14 protein-coding genes are annotated in these 15,205 nt (G+C 61.5%); 9 read left to right on the top strand and 5 right to left on the bottom strand.

Annotated elements, in window-relative coordinates:
* Nucleotides 1–58: 58 nt before the first annotated feature.
* The gene (locus tag AB4Y35_RS23050) at nt 59–859 is read right to left on the bottom strand and encodes a LuxR C-terminal-related transcriptional regulator (RefSeq protein WP_368706073.1); all 801 of its coding nucleotides are present in this window, start codon (nt 857–859) and stop codon (nt 59–61) included.
* A 162-nt stretch (nt 860–1,021) separates the two neighbouring features.
* Here AB4Y35_RS23050 and AB4Y35_RS23045 point away from each other — a divergent pair, with 162 nt between their 5' ends.
* Together AB4Y35_RS23045 and AB4Y35_RS23040 are read left to right on the top strand one after the other, a co-directional pair.
* Entirely contained in the window at nt 1,022–1,405 is a 384-nt protein-coding gene (locus AB4Y35_RS23045) for an ATP-dependent protease (protein ID WP_368706072.1), read from the top strand.
* Nucleotides 1,406–1,736: 331 nt separating this feature from the next.
* Nucleotides 1,737–2,759: a hypothetical protein gene (locus AB4Y35_RS23040; protein ID WP_368706071.1), complete on the top strand. Its 1,023-nt coding sequence runs from the start codon at nt 1,737–1,739 to the stop codon at nt 2,757–2,759.
* A gap of 41 nt (nt 2,760–2,800) precedes the next feature.
* Here the strand turns inward: AB4Y35_RS23040 and AB4Y35_RS23035 are convergent, their stop codons facing one another.
* Nucleotides 2,801–3,007, bottom strand: coding sequence for a hypothetical protein (locus AB4Y35_RS23035; RefSeq protein WP_028204535.1), 207 nt, complete (start codon nt 3,005–3,007; stop codon nt 2,801–2,803).
* Between the two features lie 443 nt (nt 3,008–3,450).
* Between AB4Y35_RS23035 and AB4Y35_RS23030 the strand changes: the two genes are divergently transcribed.
* From AB4Y35_RS23030 to AB4Y35_RS23000, 7 genes are all read left to right on the top strand, one after another.
* A complete protein-coding gene (locus tag AB4Y35_RS23030) occupies nt 3,451–4,215 on the top strand; it encodes a class I SAM-dependent methyltransferase (protein ID WP_368706070.1) in 765 nt (254 codons plus the stop codon).
* Between the two features lie 258 nt (nt 4,216–4,473).
* Nucleotides 4,474–4,656 carry a hypothetical protein gene (locus AB4Y35_RS23025; RefSeq protein WP_368706069.1) on the top strand — a complete coding sequence of 61 codons (183 nt, stop codon included), beginning with the start codon at nt 4,474–4,476 and terminating at the stop codon, nt 4,654–4,656.
* Nucleotides 4,657–4,931: 275 nt separating this feature from the next.
* A complete protein-coding gene (locus AB4Y35_RS23020; protein WP_368706068.1) occupies nt 4,932–5,552 on the top strand; it encodes a carbonic anhydrase in 621 nt (206 codons plus the stop codon).
* 113 nt (nt 5,553–5,665) lie between these two features.
* A complete protein-coding gene (locus AB4Y35_RS23015; RefSeq protein WP_368706067.1) occupies nt 5,666–7,195 on the top strand; it encodes a SulP family inorganic anion transporter in 1,530 nt (509 codons plus the stop codon).
* Between the two features lie 356 nt (nt 7,196–7,551).
* On the top strand, nt 7,552–8,718 hold the full coding sequence (locus AB4Y35_RS23010) for a porin (RefSeq protein ID WP_342921619.1): 1,167 nt from the start codon (nt 7,552–7,554) through the stop codon (nt 8,716–8,718).
* 479 nt (nt 8,719–9,197) lie between these two features.
* Nucleotides 9,198–10,331, top strand: coding sequence for a flavin monoamine oxidase family protein (locus tag AB4Y35_RS23005; protein ID WP_368706066.1), 1,134 nt, complete (start codon nt 9,198–9,200; stop codon nt 10,329–10,331).
* Nucleotides 10,332–10,417: 86 nt separating this feature from the next.
* Nucleotides 10,418–11,440 carry an alcohol dehydrogenase gene (locus AB4Y35_RS23000; RefSeq protein WP_368706065.1) on the top strand — a complete coding sequence of 341 codons (1,023 nt, stop codon included), beginning with the start codon at nt 10,418–10,420 and terminating at the stop codon, nt 11,438–11,440.
* 9 nt (nt 11,441–11,449) lie between these two features.
* On the opposite strand, the gene AB4Y35_RS22995 is transcribed toward AB4Y35_RS23000, so the two are convergent.
* The 3 genes from AB4Y35_RS22995 to AB4Y35_RS22985 form a co-directional block, all read right to left on the bottom strand.
* Entirely contained in the window at nt 11,450–12,361 is a 912-nt protein-coding gene (locus tag AB4Y35_RS22995) for a LysR family transcriptional regulator (protein WP_368706064.1), read from the bottom strand.
* Between the two features lie 69 nt (nt 12,362–12,430).
* Nucleotides 12,431–13,684, bottom strand: coding sequence for an MFS transporter (locus AB4Y35_RS22990; protein WP_368706063.1), 1,254 nt, complete (start codon nt 13,682–13,684; stop codon nt 12,431–12,433).
* Nucleotides 13,685–13,760: 76 nt separating this feature from the next.
* Entirely contained in the window at nt 13,761–15,083 is a 1,323-nt protein-coding gene (locus AB4Y35_RS22985; protein WP_368706062.1) for a tetratricopeptide repeat protein, read from the bottom strand.
* Between the last annotated feature and the right edge of the window lie 122 nt (nt 15,084–15,205).

Genomic DNA, 15,205 nt, shown 5'->3' with positions numbered 1-15,205 from the left:
GCGCGAGCCGCGCCCTGCCCGGCATCGTTGCCGGCAAAGCCGCAGCGCCTGCAGTTCGCTATCGCAACTTGCCGAGCCACAACGCGGTGAGCGTTGAGCGGCTCTGGACGTTGAATTTGGTGTAGATCGACTTCACGTGGACATGCGTCGTATTCGGACTTTGGTCGAGCTTCTGCGCGATCTGTTTTTCCGTGAGTCCGTCGAGCAGTCCAAGCAGCACCCTTCGTTCGGCCGACGTCAGGGGAGCGTCGGCGATGAGCAGGCCGTGGCTGAGCAGTTGCTGCCGGCAGTACCATCTCAGCCCGTGCATCACGAAAGCCAAAACTTCGAGATCCAGCGCAGAAAAGCGGGAGGCCTGCAGATCGCGAAACACAAAGAGGTGAATCCGCACATCGTCGTTGAGCGAGCATCGCACCTGGATGCTGTCGCCGTGACCGACTTCGAGGTAGTGGCGGCGATAGTGCTCGCCTTCAAACCATTCGGCGGGCATCGCCTCGAAGAGCAGGTTGGCGCGGAACGGCTCGTCCCCCGACGCGGCCACGACATGTGACGCGTCGACGTTGCCGGACCAGAGCGTGTCGAACTGCTCCTGCACGGAAGCGACCACCGCGGGTACCGGATGCAGGAGCCGAACCAGACGTGGACGCCAGCCGAACAAAGGATCGTTTGGCGCGGGCGAAGGCAATCGCACAACCACGGCCCACAGCGCATTCTGTGCGGCGACCATCGCACAGAGCGTGGTTAGCAAGTGGGTCAGCGCGGCATCGCCTTCGCCTGCGGAGAACTCGGCCAGCCGATCCCAGAGTGCAAAGACGCCATCGTGGAGCGGTGGATTGGCGGAATCCGCGAATGGATGCATGTCGTCCCCAGCAAGAATGGGCAGATCACCGATCTTCGGTGATCCTGGCCTCCCCTGACAAGGGCCTTCGCACGGAAAACCTGTCGTTGGGTGCGGCCTTTGTTTTCCGAACGGTGCATGCGGCCCGTGCGATGATGTGCCACGAACAACATGAGATATGAAATGAAAACGACATTCGACGAGCCGACAACGGCGGCGATCGCCGCGTTTGCCGAACTGGATTTCTACACGGCTGTGCAGGCAATGCGCGCCGAGGCCGACTACGACCGCGAACTGGACCAGTGGATCTCGCGCTACATCGACGAGCACGGCGGCGGCGCGGACGATGCGGCATACGACGCCTTGCACGCGCAGGCCCAGGCAACCCCGGAATACGCGCAGTTCGTCGATGCCGTTCGCAGGGAAATCCTGGAGTACTTCGGCGTGGCCGACAATCAACTGGACTGGGTGGTCCTGCTGCGCAGCGACGACAGCGATGAGCTTTGGGCGGAGGTCAACCGGCGGCGAGGCGTGCTGGGAACCGGCGAAGTGCGCGGAGATCTCTGATCATCGCTTGCCATCGGGGTTTCAAGTCGTGCTGGGTGCGGGGCGAGCGTCAGGCCAGTCACGTGTTGCGCCCGGTGCTGGAGTTTTCTTTTTTCAGGCAGCGATTCCATTTCATAGGACCATCGTCCGATTGACTCTGACTCCGCCTGCGGCAGCATGAGATGCAATGGACTGCGTGTGCGTGAACTCGAGACAGTCGTGCTTGATGCAGATGCGAGTCCTTTCCTCCGCTGGGCTGCACCGCCGGAATGATTGTTTGCATGGCGTTAGCTTCCCTGGTCCGCTCGCCTGACCATCGCGGCAGGTTTCACGCCCCCATGAGAGGTCAGCGATGGGTTTGCTTACCTGGCTGTTCGGTTCAAACGAAGGTTCAACCGGCAGCGTCATGCAGGGCGCGCGCGCGCGCCTCGACGAGATGATCGACCGCGTGGTTGCCATGAACCCTCGTCTGCAGCTGGCGCGGAGTTACAGAGAGCGGCTCGGGAAAGCCGTCTCCCTGTCGCTGCTCCACATCGACGATCTGATCGACCACCTGCCCGCGCCCCACGAGTCCAGTATGGCCGCCTGGGCTGCCGATCCATTGATCCGCACATTCTTCGCGACGGCCGATGACATACCGAAGGTGTTCAGCCGCTCGGAAGAACTGCGCGCATTCTTTGCACAGAATGCCGACGCGGCGCAAGCCTACGCGACGCTCGGGATGACGATGTTCGAACGCCATGTGCTGGGCGTTGCACTCGAAGGCGACGCGGTACACCGCGACGTTGCGCAGACCACGCTTTGTTTCAGCGACCATCGCATCAGGGTCTGCGGCAACTCGGACGCGGGCCTCCGCGAGGAAATGGCGCGCAGGCTGATCGATCAGTTGACGCTCGAAGGGCTGGCCAGAATGGCCGCCGACCGCCGCGCGCTCGTCAAGAAAGGACGCGAGCTTCTTGAGGCACGCGTGACGTTGCTCGAACGCGGGGGCGTGGGCATGCGCTCTGTGGTGGGAGACAACCACGACGCCGGTTCAGGTGAACTGGCTCAGCTAGAGAACGAGATTGAAGAGAACGCTCGCAACCTCGCTGCCCTTCGTGTCCCGACCGAGGTGATCGAACTCCAGCTGGACCGGGTCTGCGACGTATTTTCCAATCCCGCGGACCATATCTATGTCGAGGAGCGCTGCCTGCGTCTGGATTTGCTGAACGTGGTCAGGAACGACGATACCGAGGCGAGCCGGGAGATTGAGTTCGGCGTCGCGCGCATTCCGGGCGATCCGCCCCGCATGCGCGCATTCACGCTCGTGCACTATCCGCGTGCCGAACTGCTGCCTGCCGGATTGCATATCGACGCCGCAACGCGTGCGATTTGAAACAGCAAAGCGCTTCCAGGTCCACCGTTGCTTCATGTTTTCTAGTATTCGTTAATTAATCGCGCCAACGACTCGGCCTCTCGGGCAACGGCTTCGTCCGCGGATACGCCATCACCTATCCATAGCTGAACGGTGTCTGCGAACGCTGTTTTTGCCGCGCCGCACAACTGCGCGATGCGAATTCTATAAACACCGTCGAAGCTGAACACTTCCAGCCGCCCTTCATACTCTCGCGCATAGAATTTCATCGCCAGCTCCTTGTGTCGCCGCCGAACGTTTCTTCACTGCTCCAGGTATCGCCGCCGCGCCAGGCGTGCTGCCTACCTTGGGTACGCGCACGACCACAAACCGCGTTCACCCATCATGCGCTCAATCGGCCAGCGGTCGCAACGGTCGTCGCGATACGCCAGCAACGGCCTATGGTCAACATCGCTTCCTGGATATTTCCGCGTCGAATCGACAGCGATATATAGACCTTCGCAAACCAGCTCAATCTGCTTTCTATTCACGGTTTCCGAACGTCGACCTCGCCACTATTGATATTTTCCGCAAGCACAGTGAAATAAATAAATATCACTGACGTTTCCGCGCATGTGGCCTATTGTTGAGATCGTGATTTAAATCCCCTCCTCCAGAAAAGTTTGCCGACATCTTCGGCGCCAACACTTTAATTCGCAATTCCGAGGCCGAAATGAGCGATATTACGATTTCATATCATTACGTTGATTGCAATCGAAGATTCGAACACTACGACGCCAATCGATCATTTTTTCAGGAATACTATGCCACTCGCCTCGCCGCGGAGCCCGGAATATCCTGCCATGTACTCGACATCGGATGCGGTCACGGCACCAATCCAACCATCAGCAGGATCGAGCATATCCTTGGGGAAGTCGATGGCGTCGACCCCTTCCCCGTTGTTCAACCCCATCCATTGATCAGGAAGCGGTGGACCTGTGCGATGGAGGAGATCCCCGTGCCATCGAACACGTACGACCTGGCCTATTCCTATAACGTTGTTGAACATGTCGTCAATGAGACTTCGTTTCTCGCCAAAACGATCGAGGTGCTCAAACCCGGCGGCGTGTATTGGTCTATGTCGCCTAACGCGAGGCACCCTTTCACTGTCATCGTGCGGATCATGCAGGCACTTGGGATAAAGTATCTCTACCGTCGGTCAATCGCCCCTCAGGCAAACGATTATCCCGCCTATTACCGGCTTTGCAACGCTGCAAAAGTGCTAAAAGCAATCGAAAAGCTCGATCTTCCGGTATCGAAAATCGACTTCTTTCTGATCCCAAACGTCCAATGGGATACGTTTTTTCCGCGTCGACTTCGCTTCATTGCCCACTTGATAGACCGCGTCGTTGTTCTTAACGCGCCTTCGATGTCAAACATTTTCATGTTTCGCGTGGAGAAAATGGATGCCGGGCCGCGCGAAGTGGGGTCGATATGACCCGCTCCTGTTCCATGACTTCTACGATTCGCCCCTCCCTCACGCATATCACCGGGTCCGCGGCATCGAAGAACCGGTCGTCGTGCGACACGGCGATCACCGTCTTGCCGGGGCGCTTGAGCGCCGGCAGGAACTCCCGATAGTTGTCCGCCCGCAAGCGATATTCAGACGGCGCACTTCGAACGTCGTGTGCCATGGTCTGCGCGCAGAGCGGCCCGCTCAAGGCACCAGGCTTCCGTATGGTTTTGGCCGGGCGCAGTGTTGTACACCGCAAGCGAGGCGGCACTGCGCGGCTTCAAGGTCGTGGTCCCGACCGATGGCATGTCGAGCAAGGACCCGTTCGGTGAACTCCCGGCTGCGTGGATTCTCGCCAATGCGCCGGGAAGCGTGTCCAGAAACGTTACGCTGACCCGCTCGGGCATGATCAAAGTTCCGCAGTAGGCGATTCTTCATCGGCAAGCGTAGCGAGCGCGAGGCGCAGGGATGACGTGAGTTGTGCCTCCGTCTGAGCGGACTGCCGAACTTTCGGCGCGCCGCAACGAGCCTGATCTCGACGGTTGCGTTTCTACCGTTTACCGACGAGCGTTGCGGGGCCGTTTATTTATATTCGCCGCGCATGGTTCCGATTTATTTTTCGAAAGCGACAGGCTGATTTCTGATAGAAAGGTATACGTAAGGATTGAGCGAAGCCGCCACCTTCAATGGAGCCTCGACCCATGAATCTTCCGAAACGTATGCTCGTTGCCAATGTCGCCTGGGCGCAGGAAATCGCCCGGCGCGATCCGCAATTCTTCAGCACGCTTGCCACAGGGCAAAAGCCCCAGGTGCTCTGGATCGGCTGCTCCGACAGCCGCGTACCCGCCGAAAGCGTCACGCACTGCGCGCCCGGAGATTTGTTCGTTCACCGCAATATCGCGAACCTTTTCCATCCCGACGACGACAACAACATGAGCGTGCTCGAATACGCGGTGCATGTGCTGCGGGTCGTGCACATCATCGTTTGCGGGCACTACGGATGCGGCGGCGTACGCGCCTCGCTGCTGCCGCCCGCCGACGCCCTGCCCCACGTGAACCGTCGCATCAAGCCGCTTTGCGCGCTCGCGCAAACGCACCGCTCGACGCTGGCGCGCCTGCCGTCGGAAGAGGCGCGCGTCAACCGCCTGGCCGAACTGAACGTGATCGAACAGGTGCGCCTGCTGCGCGAGCATCCCCTCGTGCGCAACGCCGCAACTGTGCCGCTCGTGCACGGGTGGATCTTTTCGCTCAACGACGGCCAACTGCGCGAACTCGCGTCGGGCTACGACGTTGAAACAGCGAAGGCCACCGTCGCGGCCTGAGCAAATCCATTCTGCATTGTGCAGCCCACGCACGCTTGAGGCGCAGGCCTCAAGTCGCGCGTCAGGACCGCCGCCATCGAATCCTCTACCTTCCTTTTCTACCCGCATCCATCATGACTTCGAGAGCTTCCCTGTCCGCGCTCGCGCGTGACCTCGCCGCCGGCACCGTCGTCTTTCTCGTCGCACTGCCGCTATGCCTCGGCATTACAAGGGCTTCCGGCGCGGAGCCGTTGGCCGGGCTCGTTTCCGGCATTGTCGGCGGCATCGTCGTCGCCGCGCTCAGCGGCTCGCGCCTGAGCGTGAGCGGCCCCGCCGCCGGGCTCGTCGTGATCGTCGTGGATGGCATCGCGCGCCTCGGCAGTTTCTCTGCATTCCTGATTGCCGTGCTGCTGTCGGGTGTGCTGCAGTTCGGTTTCGGCATGCTCAAAGCCGGTCGCCTCGCCTCGTATGTGCCCACGCCCGTCATCAAGGGCATGCTCGCCGCAATCGGCCTGCTGCTGGTCATCAAGCAGGTTCCGCTCGCACTCGGACTGACCTCGGGCAACGGGACCGGGTCTCTGACCCACGCGCTTGAGTCGATCTCACCCGTCGTATGCGCGGTCACCGCGATCTCGCTCGCCATTCTTGCGGGTTGGGAAACGCGCGCATTGCGACGCTTCGCGCTTGTCCGGCTCGTGCCCGCACCGCTCGTCGTCGTGCTAGCGGGCGTGAGCGCGACGCTGGTCTGTGGCTCGCCCGGCACGGCGTTCGCATTGCCGGTCGAACAACGCGTGGCACTACCTGCTATCGAATCGTTCGCGGCTCTGGGCAACGCCCTGCAGTTCGGCGAGTTCGAGCTGAGCTTCGCCCGCCTGGTCGACCCGGAGATCTGGATCGTCGCCCTGACGCTCGCCGTCGTGGCCAGTCTCGAGACGCTGCTGAGCCTCGAAGCCGTCGAGCAGATCGACCCGCAGCGGCGCGCCGCGCCGCCCAACCGCGAACTCAAGGCGCAAGGGGTCGGCAATATCGTCGCCGGCGCCATCGGCGGCCTGCCCATCACTTCGGTCATCGTGCGCAGCTCGGCAAACGTGCACGCCGGCGCGCAAAGCCGGCTCTCCGCGATCGTGCACGGCGTGCTGCTGCTCGTCAGCGTGTTTGCGCTCACCGACGCGATCAACATGATTCCGCTCGCGAGTCTTGCGGCCATCCTCATTCACACCGGCATCAAGCTCGCCAAACCTTCCTTGTTCATCGCGCTCGCGAAGCAGGGCGCGGCACCGTTCGCGCCATTCATCGTTACGATCGCCAGCGTGCTCGCCACCGACCTGCTCACCGGAATCATGCTCGGCGTGCTGTGCAGCGCGGGGCTCGCGCTGTGGGCGAATCTGCATCGGCCGATCGCGCTCGCGCGGCACGACGATCATTTCCTGGTTTCCTTTCGCAAGGATGTGTCATTCCTCGGCAAGGTGCCGCTCAAGCAGATGCTCGCTCACATCCCGGATCGCGCGACGGTGATCGTCGACACCTCGCGCGCCGACTACATCGATCACGACGTGCGTGAACTGCTCGATCGTTTCATCGCCGATGCGCCGCTGCGGTCGATCGCGGTGGAGGTACGTCATGCAGCCGCCGTGCTACCGCCGGCAACTCGCGCAGGCGCCTGAGCGCTCGCCCGGTCAGCCTCTACCAGAGGTGCCACCCGATCGCGCCGCAAGGCGGCAAGCGCTGGCCGATGCGAAACGCGCGAGTCGGCTGCCGGCCATGAAGCGCCAGTCACAGAAGGGTCCGGCCGGACCTTCAAACGTCGGCCGCCGACGGGAACGGCCACCCATCCGCCCTTGCCGACCTGGCACGGAATAGTCCATCGATCCCCCGCCGGACAAGACATTGCGCCTTTTTGTTACGTTTTTGCGACAGTCTATTTTTTTTCGTTTCTTGAGTTTGCAGGAGGTGCCGTATCCTCCGGCGCGCAGTAACAGATAAACCAATCCAAAAGATACTCAGGGACACTGAATTACAGATGAAGAACAGCACCATCAAGGCAACGGTTATCGCTGTTGCCGCTTTCGCCGCATCCTCGGCAGCAATGGCACAGTCGTCGGTCACCCTGTACGGCATGCTGGACGCAGGTATCAGCTACACCTCGAACGTTAATGGCCACTCGCTGGTCGCCCTCGTTGGCGGTGCCTCTGGTTCGAACAAGTGGGGCCTCCAGGGTCAGGAAGACCTCGGCGGCGGCCTCAAGGCGGTCTTCAAGCTCGAAAATGGTTTCAACATTGCCAACGGCGGCATCGGCGGCCAGGGCCCCATTGGCTCCTCGCGTTCGCTGTTCAACCGCCAGGCCTACGTAGGCCTCACGTCGGACCAGTACGGTACCCTGCGTATGGGTCGCCAGATCGACGCCGTGACGGAAATGGTTCAGGGCTTGACGGGCGACGCCGTTTCGGCGTCGACGTTCTCGACCCCGGGCGACGTGGACAACAACGACAACACGACGAACCAGAACAACGCCGTCAAGTACATTTCGCCGATTTTCCACGGCTTCCAGGCTGAAGGCGCGTACTCGTTCGGCGGCGTTGCCGGTGCGATGGGTTCGGGTCAATCGTGGTCGGTGGCTGCAGACTACGCTCAAGGTGGTCTGACGGTCGCCGGCGGCTACTTCCATGCCGCAAACCAGGGTGAGAACGGCTGGCAGAACGCAACGGCGCAACCGTCGTTCGGCGGTGCGCTGGGCTATCCGAGTTCGGGTTACTACGGTGGCAATGCGTTCAAGAGCGCGGGCATCGCTCAAATCGCCGGCCAATACCAGTTCGGTCCGTACACGGCCGGCCTGCGCTACTCGAACGCTCAATATGAAGGCAACGACGGCCAGGAATCGATCCACTTCAACGTAGTGGGTGCCCTTCTGCAGTACCAGGCAACCCCGGCGCTGTCGCTGGCTGCTGGATACACGTACGTCTACGGCTCGGCAGCCACGCCTGCACAAGCCGCTGAGGGCCGCACGATGGCTTCGATCAACCAGGCGTCGCTGGGTGCTACGTACGCGCTGTCGAAGCTCACCTCGGTATACGTGATGGGTGCCTACGTTCACGCGCAGGGCGCTCAGGCTTCGGCTGCAGACTTCGGCAACACGGCATCGGGCGGCAACCAGGTTCAAGCCAACATCGGCATGTACCACCGGTTCTAATAGCAGGTTCAGAAGCCCGGGGGAATGGATGCATTACCCCGGGCCAGGAAAAGCCGCGCTAGTAAATTGCACCCCAAATATTGGACATTGATCCAGTCTTTGGGGTGTTTTTCATTAACCGTCTGGGTTTCCTGGACACGTCGCTTTGTTAGTGTCCGGCCTTTCATGAGCTTTCGGCCGTCGGCCGAAGGCTGTATGGTCGGGAAGACTCGCCCGGAGTCAAGCCGGGAGCACCGCCTGCAACAGGTCCAGCGAACGCTGCATTGTCCCGATTCGAATGACAGAACCGTCTACCGGGTCGCGGCAAAGTTTTTCTTCTTGTCACTGAAACTTTATCTCCTTTGTCGGCGCACAGGAAAACGTGAAGAATGACGTGAGCGCGAGAACAATCTTCACCGCCCCTTCATGACATGACTGCGATGGGCTCTCGCGCATGTGACACATATGTTCACTTTCCACGTTGAATTTTGGACGTAGCCATGCGAACCCCTCGTATCGCCGTCGTCGGAGGCGGCCTGAGCGGCCTCTACGCGGCGTTCCTCCTGCAACAGCAAGGCATCGGTGACTATGTCCTCTTCGAGGCGCGCGAGACGACCGGAGGCCGCATCCTCTCCACTGCTGGTCAGGAGACTGCCGCGAATGGAAGCATCAACGGCCTGGACCGCTTCGACCTCGGTCCGACCTGGTTCTGGCCTGATATTCAGCCTGAACTCGATAGCGTGATCCGCGACCTCGGTATCGCCCGCTTCGAGCAGTACCAGACTGGTGACATGCTGGTAGAGCGCTCGCACGACCAGGCTCCCGTGCGCGTGCACGGCTACACGAATGAGCCGGTCTCGATGCGTCTTGTCGGCGGCATGGCGGCATTGACGGACGCACTCGCAGCCGAACTAGATGAAAAATCAGTCATCACTGGCGAGGCAGTGCGTGGTCTCCGGCTTGGCGCACACGATATCGAGGTTCACAGCGAGGACTCCGCAGGCCTTGCCAGAACAACCTGCGTTGACCATGTGCTGCTGGCGTTGCCCCCGCGTCTGGCCGAGGCCACCGTCAGGTTCGAGCCGCCCCTGCCTGCGGCGGTCGCGCAGCAATGGGGCGGAACGCCCACCTGGATGGCACCTCACGCAAAGTATGTTGCAACCTACGCAGCCCCGTTCTGGCGCGAAATGGGGCTTTCAGGCGAGGCCCGAAGCGCCCGTGGACCGCTCGGCGAGATACATGATGCGTCCATGGAGGGAGGCAGCGCCGCGCTCTTCGGATTCTTCGGCGTGCCCGCCAATATCCGCGGGAATGTGCCAGAGGCTGTCTTGCGCGCTCATTGCCGCTCGCAGCTGGCGCGGCTCTTCGGGCCGCTCGCAGCAACGCCTGAGGCGGAATTCATCAAGGACTGGACACGCGACTCTTACACCGCTACGGGCGACGACTTCGATGGCTCATCGCCGCATCTCGGTGTAGCGCCGGTCAATGCCCCACCGGGCCCCTGGCAAGATTATGTGACCGGCATCGCGAGCGAATGGTCCCGGCAATTCCCTGGATACGTCGCAGGTGCCATCGAGGCGGCGCGCTTCGGCGTCGAAGCCCTGGCTGCGCGATATCACCGAACTTTCAAGTAACGAAGGCGGGTTCCGGTTAGACCGTCGCGCTCTCGCGATACGTCTATCTGCTGTCCGGAAAACCCAACGGACCTGGAGAAGCCATCATGAAAGCTGTCTATCGTGCGGTTCAAATCACGCGGCCGGGTGTACTGGAACTGGTCGAGCGGAAGACCCCTGTTCCGGGCGATGGCCAGGTGTTGATCGCTGTCGAGGCATGTGGTGTCTGCGGTGCGGACGCGCGCGACATCGAGAACGCGAGCGCGACTTCGCCGCACCCGCGAGTACCGGGGCATGAAGTCGTCGGCCGCATCGTCGCGATGGGAGCAAACACGCCTTCCATCTGGCAACCAGGCCAGCGTGTGGGAGTGGGTCGACTTGGTGGTCACTGCAACGAGTGCCCGCAGTGCCGTCAGGGCAATTTCCAGCTCTGCCAGAACCAACCGGTTTTGGGCGCGACCTGCGATGGCGGTTATGCCGAGATGATGCTGGCACGTAGTACCGGCCTGGTATCCATTCCAGACGAGCTTGCCTCGGAGGAAGCCGCGCCCATACTGTGCGCCGGCATTGCCACCTTCAATGCGCTCAAAAAGTGTGGCGCAGAGGCCGGCGATACAGTCGCCATCCTCGGCATCGGGGGCCTTGGACACATGGCATTGCAGTACGCGCGCCGCATGGGATTCAAGGTCGTCGCAGTCGGGCGCGGCACCGGGATTGCAGAGGATGCCAAATCATTGGGTGCACACATCTACATCGACAACAATGAGGAAGATGCCGCGGCAGGACTCATGTCCATGGGCGGAGCGCGCGCTATCGTCACCACGGTCAGTCACGCCGATACCGTTTCGAAATTGTGCGGGGGCCTGGCGCCCCGGGGCCGCCTGGTTTTGCTGGGCGCAGGCAAAGACCCGTTGCCGGTATCGACCGCCTCGTTCGTAGGCGGCGAGCGCAGCGTGATGGGTTCACTTACCGGCTCGCCTTATGAAAGTGAGAAGGCGCTCGATTTCAGCGTGCTAACCGGGGCTCGTCCGATGATCGAAGTCATGCCGCTCGAAAGGGCCAATGAGGCCTATCAACGGATGCGGTCTGGCGACGTCAAATTCCGGATGGTGCTCACGATGTCGCGTTGAAGCGCCGCGTCAGGCGCGGATGTTTCGTCCGACGTTGACGCCCATTTCCTGTGCCAATGCCAGGAAGCCGGCAATATACGCGACATCTTCTTCGCCTCGGCGGACCCCAAGATTGATGCTCTTGGTGATGCCGCGCTCTCCGAGTCGCACCGTCCGGATGGGAAGACCCTCGCCCTCCTCTACGACGAGCCAGTCGGGGAGTACGGCAATGCCGCGCCCGGCAGCAACAAGTTGCAGCATCAGATCGGTTTGTTCAGCCGTCCGGTGAAACTTCGGCTTGCAATGAGCGGGCACGAGAAACCGTGTGTACACATCGAGCCGCTCCTTGCTCACGGGAACGGTGATGAGTTCCTCTTCGAGCAGGTCCTTTGGCAAGGCATAGTCGCGCGTAGCCAGCGGGTGCGCTTGCGGCAGAACCAGCACCAACTCGTAGTCAATTACCGGAGAAAAGACGATGTCCGGCACGTCGATGGGGTCGGGCGTAATCAACAGGTCGATTTCGAAACCAAGAAGCGCAGCAACACCGTCAAATCGAAATGCCGTGCGCACGTCGAAATCGACATCGGGCCAGGCGGCGAGATAGTGGGGAGTCAGTCTCGCCAACCACTTCTGGCACGGATGGCATTCCATGCCTACGCGCAACGCCCCCTGCCTGCCTTCGGCAAAATCAACGAGTGTGCGCTCCGCGTGCTCCATCTGGGGTAGCACGCGTTCCGCGAGGGCAAGCAGATATTCGCCCGCATGGGTAAAGCGCAGACCCCGGCCGTTCTTCGTCCACAACTTGACGCCGTGCCGCTCTTCGAACTTCCGGACCATGTGGGAGAGCGCCGATTGCGTGACGTTCAACCGTTCCGCGGCGGCAGTCACACTGCCAAGACGCTCCACTTCCATGACGATCGAGAGGTATTGGAGGTCCAACATCGCCTGTCTCCATTCTCCAGACGCGTGCGGTTCGTACAGAGCACCGCCACGTCGAGTGCATCACTTCGCTTACTGCGACAAACTGGTGCTTCGCGATGTCAGCGCAAAGGCGGCCAAACCAAACATCGGCCCCGGCACGAGAAGCCAGGTCGCATCGAGCCCGGCGCGCTCTAACAGGGTCGTCGTTGCTGCAATCGATACCACCGTAATGGCAAAGCCGATCGAATTCTGTATGGCGAGCGCGCTTCCCACAAGGACCGGCGGGCAGGCTCTCGCGGCGAGCGCTGAAAATTGGGGCGAGTCAGCAATAACGGAAGCGCCCCACACCATGAGCACCACAACGATGACCTCTGGAGACAGGTAGCGCCAACCCAGGGCGAAGGTCAGCCCGCAGAGCCCCGAAATGGCGAGTGCCCCGATGGCCACCCGCGCGCTGCCAATGTGTCGCGACAGGACGCCGCCAATCAGGGAGCCCAACGCGCCAATGCCGATCACGATGAACGACATGCCGGAAACGCCGACGCCCGGAAAATGCGCATGTAGCGACGTTCTGGCAACCAGCAGTGGAACCGCAGTCCAAAACGCATACAACTCCCACATGTGACCGAAGTATCCGAGCGTTGCGGCTCGAAACCGTCGAATCCGGAATGCCTCAAGGACGCCAGGCTGATGCGTTCCGCCTGCATCGGTTGTGCTCGCGTGGCGAGGCCTGAAGGCAGCGTGTGGACCGTCTCCCAGTGCACCGATAATCAATGCCCCGCCGAGCGCCAATATCGACGAGGCGGAAATGATGAGTGGCCACGGAAAGCCCGTTCCCATCACACGCATGGCATGAGGCAGCGCCGTGCCGAGCGTGAGCATCGCAACCAGTTGCGCCAGTGCCTGCCCCGTGCGGTCCGGCGCCCACCCCACGATCAGCTTCATTCCCATCGGGTAGATACCGGCCAGGCAGACGCCTACGCCGAACCGGAAGATGGCTCCGCTAACGAGGCCGGTTGACAGCCATGCAAAGCAGAAGTTAAACAGCGCGCCCGATATTGCGCTGCAAACGAAAATCCTGCTCGCACGAAAGCGGTCTGCCGCCCCGCTCAACGAGATGAAGAGCGTGCCGAGAATGAATCCACCTTGCACGGCATTCGTCAGCCAACCGATATCGGCCGCACTGGCGTGCCAGACTCGCATCAGGTCGGCCGCGGTGCTGTTGGCGCTGAACCACAGCGCGGTTCCGAAGAGTTGTGCGATGGAGATTGCCGCAACCGGACCTACGCCATCGACGAGGAGTCTTCGCAGCCCCGTTGTTTTCACTGATACGCTCGAACTCATTGCCCTTCCAATGTCGCGTTTGCGATTCCGACTTCAGATGCCGATTGCTCACGATCGGCACCTGTTGACTCGTCACTTACGCGGTGCAGAGCTGATTGAGCCAAAGCGTGTCTCGCGGGGACGGCCGGCGATGCAAGCGCTTGTCGAGGAGCGCGCGTGCTTTTGCGGCCTCGCCGCTACGCATCAGCGAGACTAGCAGCGTGTCTTCCACAATCTCGCGCTGGGCACCGCTTCCGCCGATGCGGACAACGTCTCCCGCAACGGGTTCGAGGATAGCCGCGCAACGCCCGTAGTCTTCCTCGGCGAATGCGAGCGCAGCGCGGCAAATCGCCGGAACGACAGACCCGGCGGGAAGGTTTCCCGCCTCGACAAGCCCGACGAGCGCATCGACGCGCCGTTCAAGCGCCACCTTGTCTCCTGTCGCGGCGGCAACCAATGCCATATGGAAATCCGCAAACGGGAATCCTGCCTGTTTGAAATACCCCGAGGCATAGGTCGCCGCGGCGTCCCACATGCCCGCCGGAACCGTGTGGCCGTACACCTGCATGCGCCAAAGGAAGGACGACGTGTCGCTGACGACATTAACAGGCACACCTAACGATACCGACGGCGCCACGTGCTCGTTATAGACTTCGAGCGCGCGGCCGGTATCGCCGCGCTCCAACGCGATGAGCGCGGCATGCCACGCAATGTGACTATGCAAAATGCCGCTCTTGTCGTATTCGGGCAACCAGCCGGTAATCACGACTTCCGCTTCGTCGTTCGCACCGGCCTCATACAGCACGTGCGCGACGGCATGCGCGGCGTTCACATTGTGGCGGCGCACTTCGAGCGAGCGCTGCGTCAGGGAGCGACCCAACTGAACGTTGCCGTTCTCGCCGTGTGCCCAACCCCGATAGTTGAGGAACCACCAGTCGTCGGCATCGAAGTGTCGCGCGTGATGCTCGCAGAGGTCGACACGCGCCTGGTTGTGATTGGCCATTCCCGAGAACGCAAAGAGACCAAATGCCCCCAGCGGCAACGACAGGATGACGATGTCGCGCGGCCACCGGTCCGTGTGCGCCAATGCCCCGGCAAGCGCCCTCGGTGCCTGCCCGTTGATCGCGAAAGACAGGACTTGTACGTGGCTGCGCTCGCGTTCCGTCCCGTTGCGAGCCACAAGGTCCATCGCCTTCGCAATCTTTGCGCGCGCCTCGGTCACTTCCGCACGAATGGCGTGTAAACGCGCCCGTGCGGCATAGGCGAGTGCGAAATCCTGGTCGGCGGCAATCGCCTCATCGAGCGTCTGCGCGGCGCCGGGCCACAACGACAGAAGAAGGTCGATACCAGCCTGATAGCGCTCGGCCGCAAGGTCGGAGGTCGTCGAGAGCGGCAGGCTGTAGCGGTCGAGGCGAGACATAGAACGGGTGACTCCAGTGGCAATCGCGAGCTTCCGGGCGCAGGCAGCCTGATGCGGCGCCGGCTCGGTGCTCCGGTACGGGGAAACACAATTAGATCAATTTTTCCCGTGTCGGTATCTCG

The sequence above is a fragment of the Paraburkholderia sp. EG286A genome, assembly GCF_040965375.1.
Taxonomy (GTDB): Bacteria; Pseudomonadota; Gammaproteobacteria; order Burkholderiales; family Burkholderiaceae; genus Paraburkholderia.
This window is presented reverse-complemented; position numbering and strand designations above follow the sequence as displayed.

Excerpts from the sequence above, each read along its gene's own strand:
- AB4Y35_RS23050 (WP_368706073.1), bottom strand. The coding sequence starts at position 859 with ATGCATCCATTCGCGGATTCCGCCAATCCACCGCTCCACGATGGCGTC.
- AB4Y35_RS23045 (WP_368706072.1), top strand. The coding sequence starts at position 1,022 with ATGAAAACGACATTCGACGAGCCGACAACGGCGGCGATCGCCGCGTTT.
- AB4Y35_RS23040 (WP_368706071.1), top strand. The coding sequence starts at position 1,737 with ATGGGTTTGCTTACCTGGCTGTTCGGTTCAAACGAAGGTTCAACCGGC.
- AB4Y35_RS23035 (WP_028204535.1), bottom strand. The coding sequence starts at position 3,007 with ATGAAATTCTATGCGCGAGAGTATGAAGGGCGGCTGGAAGTGTTCAGC.
- AB4Y35_RS23030 (WP_368706070.1), top strand. The coding sequence starts at position 3,451 with ATGAGCGATATTACGATTTCATATCATTACGTTGATTGCAATCGAAGA.
- AB4Y35_RS23020 (WP_368706068.1), top strand. The coding sequence starts at position 4,932 with ATGAATCTTCCGAAACGTATGCTCGTTGCCAATGTCGCCTGGGCGCAG.
- AB4Y35_RS23015 (WP_368706067.1), top strand. The coding sequence starts at position 5,666 with ATGACTTCGAGAGCTTCCCTGTCCGCGCTCGCGCGTGACCTCGCCGCC.
- AB4Y35_RS23010 (WP_342921619.1), top strand. The coding sequence starts at position 7,552 with ATGAAGAACAGCACCATCAAGGCAACGGTTATCGCTGTTGCCGCTTTC.
- AB4Y35_RS23005 (WP_368706066.1), top strand. The coding sequence starts at position 9,198 with ATGCGAACCCCTCGTATCGCCGTCGTCGGAGGCGGCCTGAGCGGCCTC.
- AB4Y35_RS23000 (WP_368706065.1), top strand. The coding sequence starts at position 10,418 with ATGAAAGCTGTCTATCGTGCGGTTCAAATCACGCGGCCGGGTGTACTG.
- AB4Y35_RS22995 (WP_368706064.1), bottom strand. The coding sequence starts at position 12,361 with ATGTTGGACCTCCAATACCTCTCGATCGTCATGGAAGTGGAGCGTCTT.
- AB4Y35_RS22990 (WP_368706063.1), bottom strand. The coding sequence starts at position 13,684 with ATGAGTTCGAGCGTATCAGTGAAAACAACGGGGCTGCGAAGACTCCTC.
- AB4Y35_RS22985 (WP_368706062.1), bottom strand. The coding sequence starts at position 15,083 with ATGTCTCGCCTCGACCGCTACAGCCTGCCGCTCTCGACGACCTCCGAC.